This is a genomic window from Vibrio qingdaonensis (assembly GCF_026191675.1).
In the GTDB taxonomy this organism is placed as follows: domain Bacteria; phylum Pseudomonadota; class Gammaproteobacteria; order Enterobacterales; family Vibrionaceae; genus Vibrio; species Vibrio qingdaonensis.
In genome coordinates, this window is the sequence record NZ_JAKRRY010000058.1 from 1 (window position 1) to 16,805 (window position 16,805).

At 43.3% G+C, this 16,805-nt stretch carries 14 protein-coding genes and 1 pseudogene; 11 read left to right on the forward strand and 4 right to left on the reverse strand.

Annotated elements, in window-relative coordinates; translation table 11 throughout:
* The 4 genes from traF to MD535_RS23925 all read left to right on the forward strand — a co-directional run.
* On the forward strand, positions 1–444 hold a 444-nt coding region (traF, locus tag MD535_RS23910; RefSeq protein WP_313897286.1), incomplete at its 5' end, for a conjugal transfer protein TraF.
* Between the two features lie 26 nt (positions 445–470).
* A complete protein-coding gene (locus tag MD535_RS23915; protein ID WP_265677686.1) occupies positions 471–1,802 on the forward strand; it encodes a conjugal transfer protein TraH in 1,332 nt (443 codons plus the stop codon).
* A 12-nt stretch (positions 1,803–1,814) separates the two neighbouring features.
* Positions 1,815–4,505 (forward strand): conjugal transfer protein TraG N-terminal domain-containing protein, encoded by a 2,691-nt coding sequence (locus MD535_RS23920; RefSeq protein ID WP_265677687.1) that lies wholly within the window; start codon positions 1,815–1,817, stop codon positions 4,503–4,505.
* 108 nt (positions 4,506–4,613) lie between these two features.
* Positions 4,614–5,066, forward strand: a complete 453-nt coding sequence (locus MD535_RS23925) for a hypothetical protein (RefSeq protein WP_265677688.1) — start codon at positions 4,614–4,616, stop codon at positions 5,064–5,066.
* A 166-nt stretch (positions 5,067–5,232) separates the two neighbouring features.
* Here MD535_RS23925 and MD535_RS23930 read toward each other — a convergent pair whose 3' ends face one another.
* The gene (locus tag MD535_RS23930; protein ID WP_132960209.1) at positions 5,233–5,505 is read right to left on the reverse strand and encodes a helix-turn-helix domain-containing protein; all 273 of its coding nucleotides are present in this window, start codon (positions 5,503–5,505) and stop codon (positions 5,233–5,235) included.
* Between the two features lie 331 nt (positions 5,506–5,836).
* Between MD535_RS23930 and MD535_RS23935 the strand changes: the two are divergent.
* Positions 5,837–6,655, forward strand: a pseudogene (locus MD535_RS23935) (restriction endonuclease).
* Positions 6,656–7,244: 589 nt separating this feature from the next.
* On the opposite strand, the gene MD535_RS23940 reads toward MD535_RS23935, so the two are convergent.
* Both MD535_RS23940 and MD535_RS23945 read right to left on the reverse strand, forming a co-directional pair.
* Positions 7,245–7,844 (reverse strand): Fic/DOC family protein, encoded by a 600-nt coding sequence (locus MD535_RS23940; RefSeq protein ID WP_192854403.1) that lies wholly within the window; start codon positions 7,842–7,844, stop codon positions 7,245–7,247.
* The gene (locus MD535_RS23945) at positions 7,834–7,986 is read right to left on the reverse strand and encodes a hypothetical protein (protein ID WP_165901749.1); all 153 of its coding nucleotides are present in this window, start codon (positions 7,984–7,986) and stop codon (positions 7,834–7,836) included. The genes MD535_RS23940 and MD535_RS23945 overlap by 11 nt, the downstream gene beginning before the upstream one ends.
* A 507-nt stretch (positions 7,987–8,493) precedes the next feature.
* Here MD535_RS23945 and MD535_RS23950 point away from each other — a divergent pair.
* Positions 8,494–9,336, forward strand: coding sequence for a hypothetical protein (locus MD535_RS23950; RefSeq protein WP_102332047.1), 843 nt, complete (start codon positions 8,494–8,496; stop codon positions 9,334–9,336).
* A 392-nt stretch (positions 9,337–9,728) separates the two neighbouring features.
* Here MD535_RS23950 and MD535_RS23955 read toward each other — a convergent pair whose 3' ends face one another.
* Positions 9,729–10,646 (reverse strand): LysR family transcriptional regulator, encoded by a 918-nt coding sequence (locus tag MD535_RS23955; RefSeq protein WP_122055732.1) that lies wholly within the window; start codon positions 10,644–10,646, stop codon positions 9,729–9,731.
* 148 nt (positions 10,647–10,794) lie between these two features.
* Here MD535_RS23955 and MD535_RS23960 point away from each other — a divergent pair, with 148 nt between their 5' ends.
* The 5 genes from MD535_RS23960 (at position 10,795) to traD (ending at position 16,634) form a co-directional block, all read left to right on the forward strand.
* Entirely contained in the window at positions 10,795–11,406 is a 612-nt protein-coding gene (locus tag MD535_RS23960) for a fumarylacetoacetate hydrolase family protein (RefSeq protein ID WP_122055731.1), read from the forward strand.
* Positions 11,407–11,573: 167 nt separating this feature from the next.
* Entirely contained in the window at positions 11,574–12,137 is a 564-nt protein-coding gene (locus MD535_RS26365; protein WP_390902974.1) for a 2OG-Fe dioxygenase family protein, read from the forward strand.
* Positions 12,138–12,148: 11 nt separating this feature from the next.
* Positions 12,149–13,039 carry a hypothetical protein gene (locus MD535_RS23965; RefSeq protein WP_265677689.1) on the forward strand — a complete coding sequence of 297 codons (891 nt, stop codon included), beginning with the start codon at positions 12,149–12,151 and terminating at the stop codon, positions 13,037–13,039.
* Positions 13,032–13,979, forward strand: coding sequence for a C-terminal binding protein (locus tag MD535_RS23970; RefSeq protein ID WP_122055728.1), 948 nt, complete (start codon positions 13,032–13,034; stop codon positions 13,977–13,979). The genes MD535_RS23965 and MD535_RS23970 overlap by 8 nt, the downstream gene beginning before the upstream one ends.
* Before the next feature lie 615 nt (positions 13,980–14,594).
* Complete coding sequence (traD, locus tag MD535_RS23975) at positions 14,595–16,634, forward strand: type IV conjugative transfer system coupling protein TraD (RefSeq protein ID WP_265677690.1); 2,040 nt, start codon at positions 14,595–14,597, stop codon at positions 16,632–16,634.
* The last annotated feature ends 171 nt before the right edge of the window (positions 16,635–16,805 follow it).

Here is a 16,805-nt window from a genome sequence, read left to right on the forward strand (position 1 = left end):
CCCCTTATGAACGCTTTTATCCGCACGTTATTGCTGAGTGCGCTGATGATGCTCGCCTCAACCTCATTCGCTCAAACGCAAACTCACCCTGTGATGACAGGTCAATACGCCTTGGTCTTCTTCCATTTCAGTCAATGCCCTGAGTGTCACCACTTTGCGCCGACCATGAAGCGACTCGAGCAAACCACCCAATTGCCTGTGTACGATTTCTCCTTTGACGGACAGCCTATACCCGGTTTCACCACCCCTATCCCGACCACCTCTGACATCACCTCCGCGTTTTTTGGTGAGCTCAAAAACGCCATTACGCCCGCCACGTTCTTAATCAACGTCAGCAATGGTAAGTATGTGCGTTTGAGTGAAGGCAATGTTCCGTACCCCGCGCTGCTTAAGAGCTACCAAGCCTTGCGCGCCGATGTGACCATAATGGAGAGTTTACAATGACAAGACCGACCCTCCTGGCTCTCTTAATGAGTCTTTCATGTTCACTTCATGCCGGCGGCCTGGGCGATGCCATGGACAGCTTTTGGGATGACAGCAGTTTTAACCGCAACATCACGAACCCAAGTGCCTATCAAGGCCAATCCGCCACTTACTATAATGCGGGCAGCTTGTTTGCTCGCACCAACATCAAAAACATTCAATTGGCCGCCATCACCTTGCCTTCTGTCAGCGCAGGATGCGGGGGCATTGATGCCTTTATGGGCGGTTTTTCTCACATTAATTCGGATCAACTGGTGTCTTTTGGTAAAGCCGTCATTGCCAACGCCGTGCCCTTCGCGGTGGATTTAGCGCTGCAAACTTGGGCGCCGAGCATCAAAGAGAATCGGGACAAACTGCAGGCGATTGCTGACCAATTCCTCACCACCTCGATGAACTCTTGCCAAGTAGCACAATCGGCGGTCTCAGGTTTAGCGGCCTTTACCGATGGGGAAGCCAAGCGCCATGCCTGCGCCACACTAGGCACGCAAAGTAATGCCTTTTCTGACTGGTTAGAAGCGCAACACGAATGTCGACACGTCAGTACCAATCAGAGCATGCTGGCCGGCAACACCGATGACGCCACCGCGCACGCAGTGAAAGTGAACTTAAATGTGGTGTGGGATGCGCTCATGAAAAGCGCTTACCTTCAAGACAATCAAGAGGTCGCCGAGTTTATCGTAAGCCTCACTGGCACCGTCATTTACGACGCGCAGGGGACGCCAAGCTACATTCCGGCGATGTTAGTGGGTAACGACACCGCCATTAACGCCCTTTTGACCGGAGGGGATTTGGAGGTGTATCGATGCGAAAACACCGAGACCTGCCTTTCGATGAGCCTAAGCGCCATCCGCTTAAGTGAAAGCCAAGCCTTTAACGCCAAAGTACGCCACACCGTCGATACGCTCTACGCCCACTTACAATCTGACCAACCTATCACCGACTCAGAGAAAAGCTTTGTTGAACTCAGTGACATTCCTATCTTGGCGATGCTCATTGATGATGCGCACCTGAACCTGCAACCAGAAAGCCATTTATACGCTCAAAATATTGCCGCCGATCTCTTGCATGCCTATCTCAATAACATGCTGATGATCGTCAATCAATCCATGACCAACCTCGCTTCGGTGAACCCAACCGACGTCAATCGCACTCTCGAAGGCATCAACCGTGCAAGAGATTACTTACAAACCCTTCGAGACCGTCACAAAACGAAATTGAACGCGTACTTAGCCCTCACTGAGCGCCTAAAACGCAAACGAAAGCTCCTTAGCCAATCGGCAAGTGACGCTACCTTATCGAACCTCACCTTTGGCCATTAAAGGAGATCCCCCATGACCTTAGACTTTTATCTCTATGGCGCAGGCCCTCAATTACAACGAGCCTTGAACGCTGTCGCCACTTTTTTTACCACCAACACCTTTGGCTCGTTAATCGAAATCGCCTTACAACTGGCTTTTATCATCAGTGCCACTCTGTTTTTTGTGTCTCGAGACGCGAAACATGTGATGCGTTTTATGTTCATTTACTTGGCTATCCCCACTTTTCTTGTCAGCATGAAAGCCACCGTCCATATCAATGACGCGCAAAATCCCATGCGCATTTATTACGTGAATAACGTGCCTTACATCGTCGCGATACCCGGTTGGGCGGCCACAACGTTCATGCACGGCTTAACCGAAGGCATTGAAATCGTCTTTAGCAGTACAGAGGATGAAAGCTACAGCTCCTCAGGCATGATGTTTGGTTCGAATTTATACACGTTGCTTCGTAGCGCCAACGCCGAAACCATTGACCTGCAACGCTATTGGAAAGACTTTTATCACAACTGCATCGTCGGAGACATTCGAATTAACAAAAAATACACCATGCAAAACATCCTGCAAGCACCGGATTTACTCGGTTTTCTCGCCACAAAATCGATGTCCCCCATTCGTGGACTCTATAACCCCCAGGGTCAATACAGAACCTGCCGCGACGCGTTTCCTGAACTCACTCAACAATTTGATGAAGAGGCCAATCAAACCATGAATAAACTGGGCGCGTATATCTTGGGACGAGAGAGCAACATCCAATCAACGTTCTTAAGAAACGCCATCGAGAACAGTCACCAAGATTTAATTGGGGTCAGTAATAGCGCGGTCGATATTTTAAAACAGAACATGGTCATCAACATGACGCGATGGAACATCGAAAACACGCACCGAGGTATCGCGGCCAACTACGCCTACACCGCCAACCAAATGCAAACCACCACCATGTGGGCCAACATTGGGCTGCAAGCCAAAGAGTTCATTCCAATGATGCACTCAATCGGGGTCATTTTGTTTGTCTGCTTTGGGGCAATCATTGCCATCATTGCCTTGCTGCCACATATGGCGCTGCCTGTCCTTAAAAACTACGTTGGCAGTTTTTTCTATCTGGCCACTTGGCCGATGATATTCACCATCCTCAACGCAATCATGATGTGGTTCTTAGAAGGGGCGACCCAGGGCGCGACACAAGGGTTACGCGGCATCACCCTCTCGAACATGAGCGGCATTGATTACGTCAACACGCGTTACGCCGCCATTACCGGTTACTTGATGATGTCCACCCCCGCGATTGCTTTGGCGTTAACCAAAGGAGCCGCGGCCATGATGAGCAGTTTAAACTACCAACTAGCGGGAATGATAAACCAAACCAATGCCCGCACGTCAGCCGCGGCCTCAAGCGGTGACATCAGCCACGGTAATACGCAACTGCAGACCCACACGTTTAACAACGTCAATGGCAATAAGTTTGATACGTCGACATTGCTGAAACAACACGGCAGTACCACGCAAAGCGAAGACGGTATGCTTTCAACGCAATACGGTGATACAACCGTGTATGACACTAGCCCTACCGCGTCGAATTTCCAGTGGAACGTCGCCAGCTCTAGTCAATACAGCGAAGCGGTGCAAGACTTGCACACTCAAGCTCAATCCAACCTCTCGACACAACAAGCGGCCTTGTCACAAAGCACACAAAGTGGCACTCAACTGATGGCCGATTGGAAAGAGAATTATTCGTCAACCCAAGGTTACGGTTTAACTCATGGGCACGGTGCAACTGCGGCGGCTTCAAAAGGCTTAGAGCAAGTGAGTCAAGCGACAGAACAAGTCATCGCAGCAACCGGATGGGGCTATGAGAAAGCGAATGCCTTCTTACACTCAGCGTACGGCGGTTATGACGTGAACGCTGGACTGTCAAGTGGCGCTCTCGGTGACGCCGTAGGGTTTAATGGGAGTGTGAACGCGTCCACGGGACAAAAATGGACCAAGGAAGACCGCGAAACACTCAGCAGCATGAGCAACGAACAACAAACCCAAATGCAAGCCGCCATCGAATCCTACCGCTCTGGTGCCAACCAAACCATCGAGGCGAGCAACCGCCTCACAGCCGACGAACGTAAGACAGAAATGGGCACTTACGCCACTGGCTTTACGGCGAACTTTAGTGAGACACAAGGCTTGATAACGTCCACGACACAATCTCAACAAGAGGTCGATACGCTCAGTCAAGTCAACAGCCAAGAGCAACGTCATCTGGCCAGCCTGACTGAGAAACTGGAAATACCATTCCAAGGTTTTGTGGAGGAGAAATATAAATCTGAAGTAGGACGAGCAGAGCAGATTCTTACCGGTAGTAATGATAAATCACGCCAAGCCCGCGCTGATGAATGGGAAAAATTTAAAACAACCGACACGTTTAAAGATTTTGTGCTCGCCAGCGTACCCACTCAAGAAGAGCACGAACAAGCCTTTAACCCTGAGCCGACCCAAGCCGAGTGGCAAACGATGGTGGGGGAACAATTTAAAGGCCAGGCTCTAGGTAATACCGGTCAAACGGTGCTGGAGCAGCATCAGAAACGCGGCGGCACAGAGCGTTATTACAACCCCGACAACCACTCACAAATCGTGAATGAAACACGTGAACAATTTGAGGGCACCAGCAAGCGTGTTGAGCCACCATCAACCTTGCAGCCAACAAAGAAGGAGTAGGATAAAACCCGTTCTTAAATTATAAATAATGATTAATTATTGAGCGCACCAAGTGAAAAATCAATACAAACTAGTAACATACACAAATGGTGTTAAATGGAGGGATTAATGATGAAATGGCTCGTATTAGGCTTATGCACATGTTTCTCTTTTTTGGGCTTAGCCAATAGTCAAATTCCAGAAATCGACCGACTCAGCAGTGGCAAGAGCCCTGCAGATATGAGTTACTATGTTGAACATTATCAAAATCCGGGGAGTCCTGAGTATCGAGATTTATTGATTGGTACTCGTGTCGCTGCTAACGCCGTGAACTTTTATACCACCCGTTTAGATGCTCGCGGCCAACGCATTGATTATTGCTTGCCAATGAAAGATGCAGCCAATCGCGAAACATTATGGGAATGGAAAACCAAAGATCTGATGACAATTATCGACAACAGACTTGAACACGATCCTCGTTTAAAAAAATACGGCAAAGCAGGCATTGGTGGCAGTATCGCCAGCTATCTAACCGCCGCGTTAAAAGAGCAATACCCTTGCCCAGTGCAAAAGCAATTTTAAGCTGTTGGTTTACCCTACCAAAAGTTATCCACTCTTATCATGCTGTTCGCTTTTAACCCCCGTGGTGTATCACGGGGGTAAATTAGACGAAGCTACTGACTGGCGGCGTTTTTCAAGGTAATGATGGCTACGCCCTCTGCTGTGTCCTAATAGGCTTGATATATACCTATAGGCTTTCAACCAATCCAAGTTTATTACTTGTGATCTGGTTTAATTTTTTGCTGAAACTCCCCCTGTTGAGCCCTAACATCCTAGCAGCCTTTGATTGATTCCCACGCGTATGAGTTATCAACTCAGTAAACAATGTTTCTAGCACCGTAGGAGTAACCCAAGACATATCAGGGCTAGATGATTTATTATCAAACCATGTTAGCTCCAGTTCTGCTCGGATAAGTTTTTTCAAATGGTCTTTGTTGATTGGGGTTAGTTGGTCATTCATATAAATTGAAGGTTGTTAATCGATTTTATCATGTTGACAAATTTATCATGAAAGTGCTTTAAAATCTGCTGACTCCCAAATTTGATGTCATGCAGGTTTTGGTTTGTAGTCACTTGATGAGCACAGTCATCTTGACTTGAGTATGTCGTCTACTCGACAACTATGAGTTAGAAGTGTTCGGATTCCAAACAAGGAATCCGAATTCAAGCGTTGCCTTCCCAGCCCTAGCTCATCAATAGCTATCATACTGATAAGTATCACCTTACAAACTATACCCATTATCTACCGCTTGTGTTTTAATGCATCTAAATGCTTATCGGGTAATCTTCAAATGGCACGAAAAAACGATGGAATCATATGGCACTTAATGGACGCTCCATGGTGGTTAAGCATAGTGCTCTCTGCTTGTATTTATTTTGGGTTTTCATATCTATTGCCTAGCTTGGCCGTGGATAGCAATAATTTCATCTTTGAAGCTATTGCTCCAAACTTGCCCTTGATGGCTCCATATTTTACGTTCTTATTTCTTATCCCGCACCGATAGCGTTTTTCAAGCAATATCAGAGGAAAAGAAGCTATCTCAAGACGAACACTCAGATTAAAATTCAGAGGAATACTTCCCCACTAAATCACCTGACTTGGATCGAATTTGAAAGTTACATCGGAGAATACTTTAAGTCTCAAGGGTATGCGGTCAAACAGTCTTTCGCTCAAAAATCTGATGGCGGTGTTGATCTTTGGCTTACAAAAGATAGTGAGTTAAGCCTTGTACAATGTAAGCATTGGAAAACTCGCAAAGTGGGTGTGCAAATTCTAAGGGAAATGTACGGTGTCATGATCGCGAACAATGCCAGTAAGATGATTATCGTAACTTTAGGAGACTTTACTTCTGAGGCTGTCGCTTTTTCCCTAGATAAGCGCCTGTGGCTAGTCAACGGCAGCGAACTAGTACATATGATTGAAGATGGGCGCAGCTTTCAAAATAAACCATCAATATCGCCCCAAACACAGGGCAGGCGTAGAATCTATGATTTGCCCTAGTTGCCAATCTAAGCTTGTAATGCGTGTTGCTAAGCGAGGAGCTAAATCTGGTATGTCTTTTTATGGTTGCTCTACGTATCCAAAGTGTCGTTATACTTGCGACTGCTGAGTTTTAATCTATTCGCAAAACACGTTTGTTGTAGAAAGTAATCTTTGATGGCCCGAAAGTTGCTGCTGGCATCTATGCTATTTGGCATGACCAACAACTGATTTATTGCGGTATATCTGGAAGACAAGGCTAAGTTTGGCAAGATATTGGAGCAATTGCCTCTTTTAAATGAGCCTGTCCAGTTCTGAGTCAGCATGTCGTCGCGACTCATGTTCTCAATCTCTATTGTTATGCATCCTTGAAAGTGTAACATCTGTCTTAATGGTTAATATCTACGGTTGTTCCTCGTGAACAAAAATATGTGCTCAACACAAAACATCCAAGTTATCCAAAACTCATCAAAACGGCCAAAAAACACGAAAGTCTTTCGATACCCGGCTTCTATAAATCAGCGACTCCCACTGTAAATGTCCGAGGGCATTAAAGTCTGTTCATTTCCAATTTAGTTTGATCTGGTTTTGGCTACATCAAGTTAGACGGCGAAGATAAGTTAAAACACTTTCGCCCCGTTATTTTTCACAGAAAAAAAGCGGTTCAACACTCCTCAGCTGAGTTTAGGCGATTAAAACTAATGCAATCGCACAAAAATTCAGTCTTGTTTTTCATTAGATAGAGCTAAACGAAATATTGTAATTAACGGTTCTAAATCGAGTGATACCCCTGCAATATTTGCATCAATCCATTCTTGTTGAGTAATTTTAGGCCACTCGATGGTGTAGCCAAGGATAAATACGAGTTCTTCAAAGAAAAAACGTAAAGTTCGGCCATTACCTTCCCTAAAAGGATGTAACAAATTTAATTCGCAAAATAGACTGGCTAATTCTTCGATAAGATCAGGCAAAGCCAAATTGTCTAACGAAGGGATAATATCAAATAATTTTGAAGCTTCAGCTTCAATCCTAGAAACGGTACAGAATCGAGTGTAGCCTTTAGATATATCCACTTCTCGAACTTGACCTGCCCATTCAAAAATATCTTGGAATAGATGGTGATGTAGACATTTGAGGTGATTAAAGTCTAAATGCTTGATTTCAGAAACATTACTTTTGTATGAAAGGTACCTATAACTCGTAAACTCAACTTCGGCTTTTTCAAGTTCATCCGAGTCAAGTATATTCAATCTGTTAATTAAAACATCAGAATTTGAGTAACAGTATTTGTCCTGATCAGCACCATATTTATCTCGCATACTTGCGTTTTAAATCTTCAATGGTTTGAACGTTCGATTTCTTATTTATCGTCATGCCTTCATAACCCAAACTGGTTTTGAAGTTCTTTAAGCTAGGGGTAAATGTAGCTTTTTGGCGCTTCGAATTTGAGACATTGGCCATATCAATGTTCCTCTTGTTGGTTGCATTAATTGTACATGACTAATCAGCTAATGTCATGAAGTAGCGATTTTCGCAAAGCCAAGTGAGCCGCGCAGAAGCATCCTATTCTAGTAATGTCACTGGCAAAGTTTTGTCCAGAGGCTTCATTGGCCTAAAGTTTTACCCGTGGCACTTTTCTCTCAAAGTGCCAGCTAGCTCAGATCTGCCCCAAGATCGTTCAGAGTTAATACTCTATATATTTTAACGGCGTGTATTTCCCCTATCAAATCTAATCCAATTCATCAGGATTAGACCATGCGTACTTGAGGCATGAATTTGTTGAAAATCATATTGCTCAATATCGCTGGAATCAATTGAGAACTTACTTCGGCAAGTTCTGAAGTTCACATCCTAGGCGCAAGGCAATACGGGCATTAGATTGAGCGTGAGTATCATTAGCGTTATGATTGGTTGCATATAATTACAGAAAAAGTCCGTCGATAAAGCGCTGACTGTATAGGAGGTTTCGTGGATAGAGAAAAACTGTTTTCGTTTTATGAAAAAATTTACTTTCATGAAATGGAAACACGCGAAAAAATATTTACCCGTATTCAAATAACTTTTGCTCTATTTTTTACTGGGTATTCAATCGCCAGTTACATGTTAAGAATGCTTGATTTCACCTCATATAAGGAGGTGGCAACAACATTCGCAGCGTTAACAATTGTAAGTGGTTTTATTTCTCTAATCGGTGTTCGACATTTGGTTATTGCTTTTTGGGGAAGTGAATACAAAGGAATGTCGAGTCCATTAGAAACGGATAATTATCGCCTAGAGGTGCAAAAGTACGCGTCTTCGATTTTCGAATATAATGAACAATATCCCGATAATAAGCAGCCGATAGTCGATGTAGATGACATGGTTTCACAATTCATCTATGAACAATTGAGAGATTGTTCTTCTCACAATACCAAAGTGAATGATTCTAGGTTCGCACACACCCACAACTCTATTAGGTGGCTTTTAGTTTCAGCTATTCCTTTTTTAATAGCGAGCGCGCTATTTGTAAGCTTTGACCTTGATACATCATCACCACGTAAAGAAACCCTGATATATAATCGCTCGCTTGTTGAAGAAGTTGATAAACTGAGTCATAACATAGAGCAGGCAGCCTCAAATAACCAAAATTTCCAGGAGGATCAGAGAGAATGGCTACAAACTCAAAATCAGGTGTTACACCACCTCCGCCAAATGCACCAACAGCTCCAAAACCAAGAAAAATTATTGAAAATGGTAAACCACCAAAACGCTAAAGAGGACTTGAACAATGTCGAACAAGAAAAACCCACCACCACCGCCGCCACCAAGTAAGCCAGATACACGTTCAGTATTAGGAAGTGTCCCGCCTAGAGACAAAAAATAATACAGTTAACGAATAAGGATTTAGCGTTGCGTAGCCAACGTTAAATCCCAGATGTTTAACAAGCCCGAGTTGCTATATAAGTAAATTGTGCAATCTGCTCTAAAGGTTGGCGGCCTTGATGCTTTTCTCAAGGCGAGTAAGCTCACCGAATGGCAGAGACTTCATAGACCTAAAGTTTTACTTATGGCACTTTTCTAAAAAGTGCTAGCTCAGATCTGCCCCTTTCCTTGCCAGCGATGTTTAACCTCATAAATCACAATGAGGTGGTTTGACCTACTTTGTCTTATCCAATGTTAAGACAGCAGAATAATTGTGCAAGTCTTTGTATCTTCCTTTACCTCTATTGAAAAGATTCCATTCTTTCTTTCAAGAAACTAACAAACACCTTCAGCTGCTTGGGAACAAACTTAGACTGAAGATATTGAGCTACCACAAATTGTTGCTTACTGGCCCCAACGTGCCATTCACCTAAGATTGGAACAATTGCACCAGTATCAATATACTCTTGCACCGAAAAATCAGGAAAAATGGAAATCCCCATCCCTTCTAAAACTGCCTCACGCCTAATTTCACTGTGGTTTACCGCAAAGCTACCATCAACCTGAATGGACTCTGAACAAGAACCTTTAGAAAAGTGCCATATGCGATCGGATAGTTTTTCAGTTAAGCATATGCAATTATGATTCTGTATATCTGTCGGTGACTGAGGCGAGCCATACCTTTCTATATAATCAGGACTAGCGCATAGAACATTGTTCCTGCTCCCTAGTGTCGTCGCCACCAAACCTTCAACTGGAGAGCTGGTGATATGAATTACAACATCAATTTCTTCATGTATAGGATCAATGTATTCTTCAGCAATGATAAGTTGCAATTGAATATTTGGATACTTTTTCATAAACACCAGAATAATTGGTGTCAGAACTTGCTTTGATAATGCTTTGGGAGCAGCTACTTTTAAGCTGCCACTATACTCTGATGAACGCGCCTGCGCTGCTGACACAGCCTCTTTAGCATTGTCTAGCATTTTGGAGCACATACGAAACACTTCGTCGCCGTCCGTGCTCAACTTCATTTGTCGTGTTGAACGATTCAACAATTTAATTTCAAGGGCGTCCTCGAGTCGAGCTATAGATCTGCTGATAGATGAGGGGGAAACTCCAAGTTTAACAGCGGTCTTAGAAAAACTACCTAACTCTACAACATTCACAAAAATTGCCATTTCAGACAATAATGGTAAAAGGCGATTTGTGTCCACAGTGCAAAAATCCTTTGCAATTATTCGTATTGTTCTAGCCAAACTACTCATAGATAATAAACAAGTCAATGAGTTAGAGGTGAGCTAATTAAAAAGCAGCACGCTTGCGACATATTAATTAACCTGAATTTATGAGTCAGAGGGAATAATGAGTAAAATAATTTGTGTTGGAAGAAACTATCGAGAGCATGCTAAAGAGCTTAATAATCCAATACCAGAAAACCCAATCTTATTTATTAAGCCCACATCATGTATATCCAGATTTGAAGATATCGGTAGTACTCTTTCTCGCTATGAAGAAATCAGCTATGAACTTGAGCTAGTAATCCAAATTGATGAGATAAATAGTGATAACGCGATATCAGGTATAGGCTTAGGACTTGATTTAACTAGACGGAAATTGCAAAGCCACCTTAAGTCAAAAGGGCATCCCTGGGAGCGTTCTAAATCATTTAGAGGAGCCTGCCCACTCACAAACTTTGTCGATTGCAAAAGCTCTGTTAGTGACTTTGACCACCTCAATATTCAATTTACTTTAACCATTAATAATGAAGTCAGACAAGCAGGGCACATTAACCAAATGTTATTCCCTGTTTCACAAATAATTGAAGACTCTCACCAAGAATTCGGCGTTGATGCTGGCGACATTTTTATGACAGGTACACCATCAGGTGTCGGTCTCCTACACAAAGGTGATCACCTTATTGTAACGCTGCTCAAAGACGAAAACATAATAATTAAAAAAGAAACAATCATTTAAAACTCAACCCAAGGCTAGGCAAATATTCATGCAACAAGAGATAAGAACAAACGATTTAGTATCAAATGGATACATGATCATAGAAAGTAATCATGTCCCCACCGAAGTGAAAGACACCCAGGTATCAAAATATTGGGACGACTTACCATTGGATACTTACATGGGAGATGGTGGTACATACATACAGACAGAGGAGGTTTGGCAGCTTTGAGTATTGCTTAAAGACCAAAGCTCTCAAAAAAAGCTCTCTAAATTATTTCTACCAATCAAAAGACATAAACCCGTTAAATGGTGGCAATAACAGAACATTTGAGGATGTTTGTGATGACTTTTCTTCGAGCGACTTTTTAAAAAGCCTTATTAACTACTGTTTAGACTTTATCCCTATAAACAAATTTGAAGGAAAAAAATTAGTAATCAACACACACCTGTTTAGGGTTATTGCTGATGGCAATCAACTAGGTCTACCTACACCTGAAGGGATTCATAGGGATGGGCACCATTTCGTTTCCCAACACCTGATACAACGAAAAAACATTAACGGTGGTATTTCAGGTATTTATACCCCTGAAGAGAAAAGTCCTTTGATACACAAGCTACTAAACAATTCATTCGATACCATCATCGTCGATGACAACCGAGTAAAACATGATGTGTCTCCAATCTCCTGTGATTCACTACTCGAACGAGGTCTTAGAGATATGCTGATAATTGACTATAACTTTGTGTAATAGGGGTGACTATGAAAAATGCTTTACAACAATCGCTAATGGTGTCTCTAGTGATTGCAAAACTTGTCATACCATTTTCAATACTAAGTGAAATTTTACAGTTCTATGGAGTCATCGAGTATACGAGCTTCATATTCGAGCCAATAACGCAGTTGCTAAATCTTAGGCATGAAGTTGCAATCGCCTTTGCCGCCAGCTTCTTTTTGAATATATATGCAGGAATAGCTGTTGCTGCGGGGCTCTCACTCACTCCTTACGAATGGACTATCGTAGGCACATTTATAGCCATATGCCATTCAATACCGATGGAGTCTGCGGTTCTAAAAAAGGTAGGTTTTCCCATAAATGTGCATTGGATATCACGTTTAGTTTTGGGGATAGTAGGAGCTTGGTTTGCTTCATTAATCACACCTGAAACGCTTGCTGGTGGTATTTTCAATCAAGAGCTGAAGACTGTTCAATACGATGGGTTTACTGATCTAATTAAAAATGCGGTCACTAATTCGGCGATTCTGTGCATAAAAATATGTGTGCTTGTTTCAGCTTTGATATGCATATTCGAACTAATAAAAAGGTCGAAAACCTACAACGCATATCTTCAAAAGCACACATATATGTCTAGTCTCATTGTGGGCGGACTACTTGGAGTGACTTACGGAGCGGGTATTCTATTGAAAGACTTTAACTCAGTGAAGAGTGAGCACAAAGTTTACTTACTTACATTCTTGATGCTCGCTCACGGTCTAATTGAGGAAACATTAATATTTTTAATGTTTGGTTCAGATGTGACGGTGATATTCGCAATTCGAATGTTTCTAGCCTTAATGGCGGTATTCAGCGTGTGGGCATACAAAACTTGGCAATACAAAAATAAGCAAACAAAGGAACTGATAAATGACTAAGGTATTCATTACAGACAGGATCACAGATCCTACGATTGAAAAAGAGATTTTAGGTGACCACCTTGCATCATCTATTGAAAAAGATGTGGAAGTATTGTTGGTATGGCATCAGATAGTTGATGAAAGTTTCCTTAATGATTTTCCAAATCTTAAAGTCATCATCCGTTACGGTGTAGGTTTTGATAAAATCGACTTGAGTGCCTGTCGGTCAAGAGGTATTACAGTGTGTAATAATCCTGATTACTGTACTGAAGAAGTCGCGGATACCGCCGTAGCAATGATCTTAAACACTACTCGCATGCTGACCAGATACAACGCTGTTGCACCGCATTATTCTTCAGGATGGCAAGAAAATGTTATCCCTGAAATAAAACGAACATCCTCACAAACTGTCGGTGTCATTGGGATGGGGCGAATAGGTAGTCTCACGTTGAGCAAATGCAAGGCTCTAGGCTATCAAACCCAATTTTATGACCCGTACATTTCAGAAGGCACAGAAAAAGTCTTTGGTACATCTAAATGTTCGTCTCTTGAAGAGCTTTTAGAGACAAGTGATATTGTGAGTCTTCATTGTCCACTAGATGAATCTACACAAGGAATAGTTGACTCACAATTTATAAATAGAATGAAAAGTGGCGCTTCCCTGGTCAATACAGCAAGAGGAGGGTTAGTATCTGATATAGATATTTTTTACTCTGCATTAAAATTTCAAGATCTAAGCTCTGTCGCCTTAGATGTACTTCCACAAGAGCCTCCCAAAAGTGGCAAGTTAATTGACGCATGGAAAAACAATGAAGCATGGTTAGCTGGTAGATTACTAATTAATCCACACGCTGCCTATCATTCTATTGAGTCCCAACTAGAGCAGCGCAAAAACGCAGCGATGAACGCGATGCGCGCTATTAAAGGGTTACCTGTAACAGCTGTGGTATCTGATTGATCTAAGCGACTAAAAGTACCATTTCCCAACGTTCTGATTAGGGCAATGGTACTACTAAAGCCTTCCGTTAGGTTCATTAACTAGAAAACCAATTTCTTGAATTCCAGTCACCATTTACTGATAACAACGTTGAACTAAATATCTACTACTTCCATCACACCCTAAAATCACTATTTAGCACAATAGGCTGAAAAGAGATACGCAAGATCTTCTTTTCAACTGCGCAAGTTGATGTGAACCCAAACACCCTTATATGCTGGTTTTTCTCACCTGTAAACTGCAGAATGGAAACCGTTACAAGACTCAACATAACCAGAGAAGTAAAACGTCAATTATATTTCCACTCTGACAATCAATGCGAGGGTTTGCAATACTTCAGATAATCCGTTTAATGCTAATAGAAGTGAAAGCTGTGGCTCACTTATGTCCAAAAACGTTTTGAAACTGGTCAATCTTAATTGTGATCACCAAGCGATTCTGTCGTACCTTAACCTTGGCACTCGTAATACACCTCGTTTGTAACCTGTCACCTTATTCCTGATTTCATTCTACCAACCAAAAGCGCCTCACTCAGTGTGGGCGCTTTTTTTGTTTTCCTTCACAAGGAGTTTTTCTATGTCTACGACTCGTGGTGGTCAAATCACTTTCCATAACATTAGAATGTGGTGGCAAGTGAACGTAACCACAATCAAGTACCTCAATATCATCGGAGCCTTACTAGGACTTCTCACCACCTACTTCATCACCTCGGCCAACACATTCACGGGTGCCTACTACTACAGTCTATTTCAGCTTTTCAACAAGTTAGGTTTTAGCTTAGAGCGCAACGTGGTGGTCGAATGGGAAGAGCAACGCTACAGCAGCACCCTTGGCCAACAACTGCAAAACCCCATCTTGGCACAGTGCTACCAAGAATTGCTACAAGCCCTGTTTGTTGGCCTACTGGTCTATGTGGCCGCTTCCACCGTGCTGTTTGTGATGATTAACCACTGGTTTAAGAGAAAAGGGCAGAAGCAGAGCGAAGATAATCACATTCGAGGCTTTCAATTGGCTGAGCCTAAAGCCGTCACCGCAGAGCTAAAAAAGAAGAAAAAACTCTCCCCTTTTGCGCTCGATGGTCACAAGCTTTTTGTTGATGGATTTGAAGTCAAACACCTGATGATTGACGGCACTACGGGGGCAGGTAAGTCCGTTGCGATTCGCAAACTCTTACGTTGGATACGAGCACGCGGAGACAAAGCCATTATTTACGATAAAGGCTGCGATTTTGTCAGTAAGTTCTATGAACCGCACAAAGACGTGATTTTAAATCCCTTCGATGAACGTTGCGCAGCGTGGGATATTTGGAGTGATGCTAAAGAGGCTCCGGACTTTGAATCCCTCGCGGCCGCGCTTATTCCGCAACACGGCGAAGGCGACCCGTTTTGGGTAGACTCCGCACGAACCATTTTCTCGGCCACCTCCTATCAAATGATGATCGATGACAAACACGAATGTACCATTGAAAATTTGCTGCACATTATCTTAACGTCTGAGCTTTCAACGTTAGGTGAACACCTAAAAGACACCGAAGCCAGCTCACTGGTCTCGAAAAGTATCGAGAAGACGGCTATTTCCATCAAATCAGTCCTAGCGACTTACATTAAGTCCTTACGTTACTTACATGGTTTGGATGAAAAAGACGCCCAAGGCCACCGTAAACGGGCGCCATTTTCGATCACTGATTGGGTACAAGACGAATCACAACAAGGGTTTCTGTTCCTATCCAGTAATGCAAGACAACACACCGCCCTCAGACCACTGATCTCGATGTGGCTTGCGATTGCCTCCAACGCCATTCTAGGAATGGAGCCCGATGACGACCGCCGAATTTGGGTGATCATCGATGAAATGCCTACGTTACATAAACTGCCTGAACTCACGCACATTATTTCTGAAGTGCGTAAATTTGGGGGGTGTTATTTACTGGGGTTGCAATCTTACGCTCAATTAGAAACCACTTATGGGCGCAACGCGGCCAGAGTCATTTTTGATTTGCTCAACACGCGCTTTTTCTTCCGCGCCCCTTCAAAAGCGATGGCCGCCATTTCCTCGGAGGACCTTGGTGATCAAGAAATCGATATCTCACGAGAAAATATCTCTTACGGTGCGAACGCACTGCGTGACGGTGTCTCACTCGGCCATCAAAACAAAACGCGCCCGGTGGTTTCTCCAGCGGAAATCCAAGGTTTGGATGATTTAGAGTGTTACTTGCGCACGCCTAACTCCATGCTCATCACGAAACTGCAACTGAAATACGATCGCATGAGCAATCTCCAACCCTCCTTCATCAAACGCAGCATACTCGGAGGGAAAGCAATGGAGAGTCTCGATCAAGCCTTAATTTTTCATGAATTAATTGCTTTGCATGAACTCGATGAAACCCAAAGAAACCGATTACTTGCCATTCAGCAAAGTACGTACGAAAACGAAGAAGAGCAGCAGAAAACCAGAGCCCGTCAGAAACAAACCCTTGCCAAAGCCTCGAAAAAGAAAAACCCGACCAATAACGCAACCCAAAACCAACAGCTCGCAGAAGACACACAAAATGCACTTCAGCGAGAAACCGAAGAGGCGTCCATAACACAAATAGAACAGGGCGAGATGTACGATTAACCACACGAAATACAACATCAATGCTCACTGAGAGCAAAAACAATTTAACCCTCCCCTGTAACAAGCCCTGCCCCCCTCTCATTCGCATCAACACCGTCGCTAACCCATTCGCACGGAATCCAAATCACCGGCATTTCGCTGACGTGGCGGCTTTGCTGCGCCTCAACAAAA

Bases quoted from the DNA above. Each gene is read 5' to 3' on its own strand.
- MD535_RS23920 (WP_265677687.1), top strand. From the start codon at position 1,815: ATGACCTTAGACTTTTATCTCTATGGCGCAGGCCCTCAATTACAACGA.
- MD535_RS23930 (WP_132960209.1), bottom strand. From the start codon at position 5,505: ATGAATGACCAACTAACCCCAATCAACAAAGACCATTTGAAAAAACTT.
- MD535_RS23915 (WP_265677686.1), top strand. From the start codon at position 471: ATGAGTCTTTCATGTTCACTTCATGCCGGCGGCCTGGGCGATGCCATG.
- MD535_RS23945 (WP_165901749.1), bottom strand. From the start codon at position 7,986: ATGGCCAATGTCTCAAATTCGAAGCGCCAAAAAGCTACATTTACCCCT.
- traD (WP_265677690.1), top strand. From the start codon at position 14,595: ATGTCTACGACTCGTGGTGGTCAAATCACTTTCCATAACATTAGAATG.
- MD535_RS23940 (WP_192854403.1), bottom strand. From the start codon at position 7,844: ATGCGAGATAAATATGGTGCTGATCAGGACAAATACTGTTACTCAAAT.
- MD535_RS23960 (WP_122055731.1), top strand. From the start codon at position 10,795: ATGAGTAAAATAATTTGTGTTGGAAGAAACTATCGAGAGCATGCTAAA.
- MD535_RS26365 (WP_390902974.1), top strand. From the start codon at position 11,574: ATGGTGGTACATACATACAGACAGAGGAGGTTTGGCAGCTTTGAGTAT.
- MD535_RS23925 (WP_265677688.1), top strand. From the start codon at position 4,614: ATGATGAAATGGCTCGTATTAGGCTTATGCACATGTTTCTCTTTTTTG.
- MD535_RS23970 (WP_122055728.1), top strand. From the start codon at position 13,032: ATGACTAAGGTATTCATTACAGACAGGATCACAGATCCTACGATTGAA.
- MD535_RS23965 (WP_265677689.1), top strand. From the start codon at position 12,149: ATGAAAAATGCTTTACAACAATCGCTAATGGTGTCTCTAGTGATTGCA.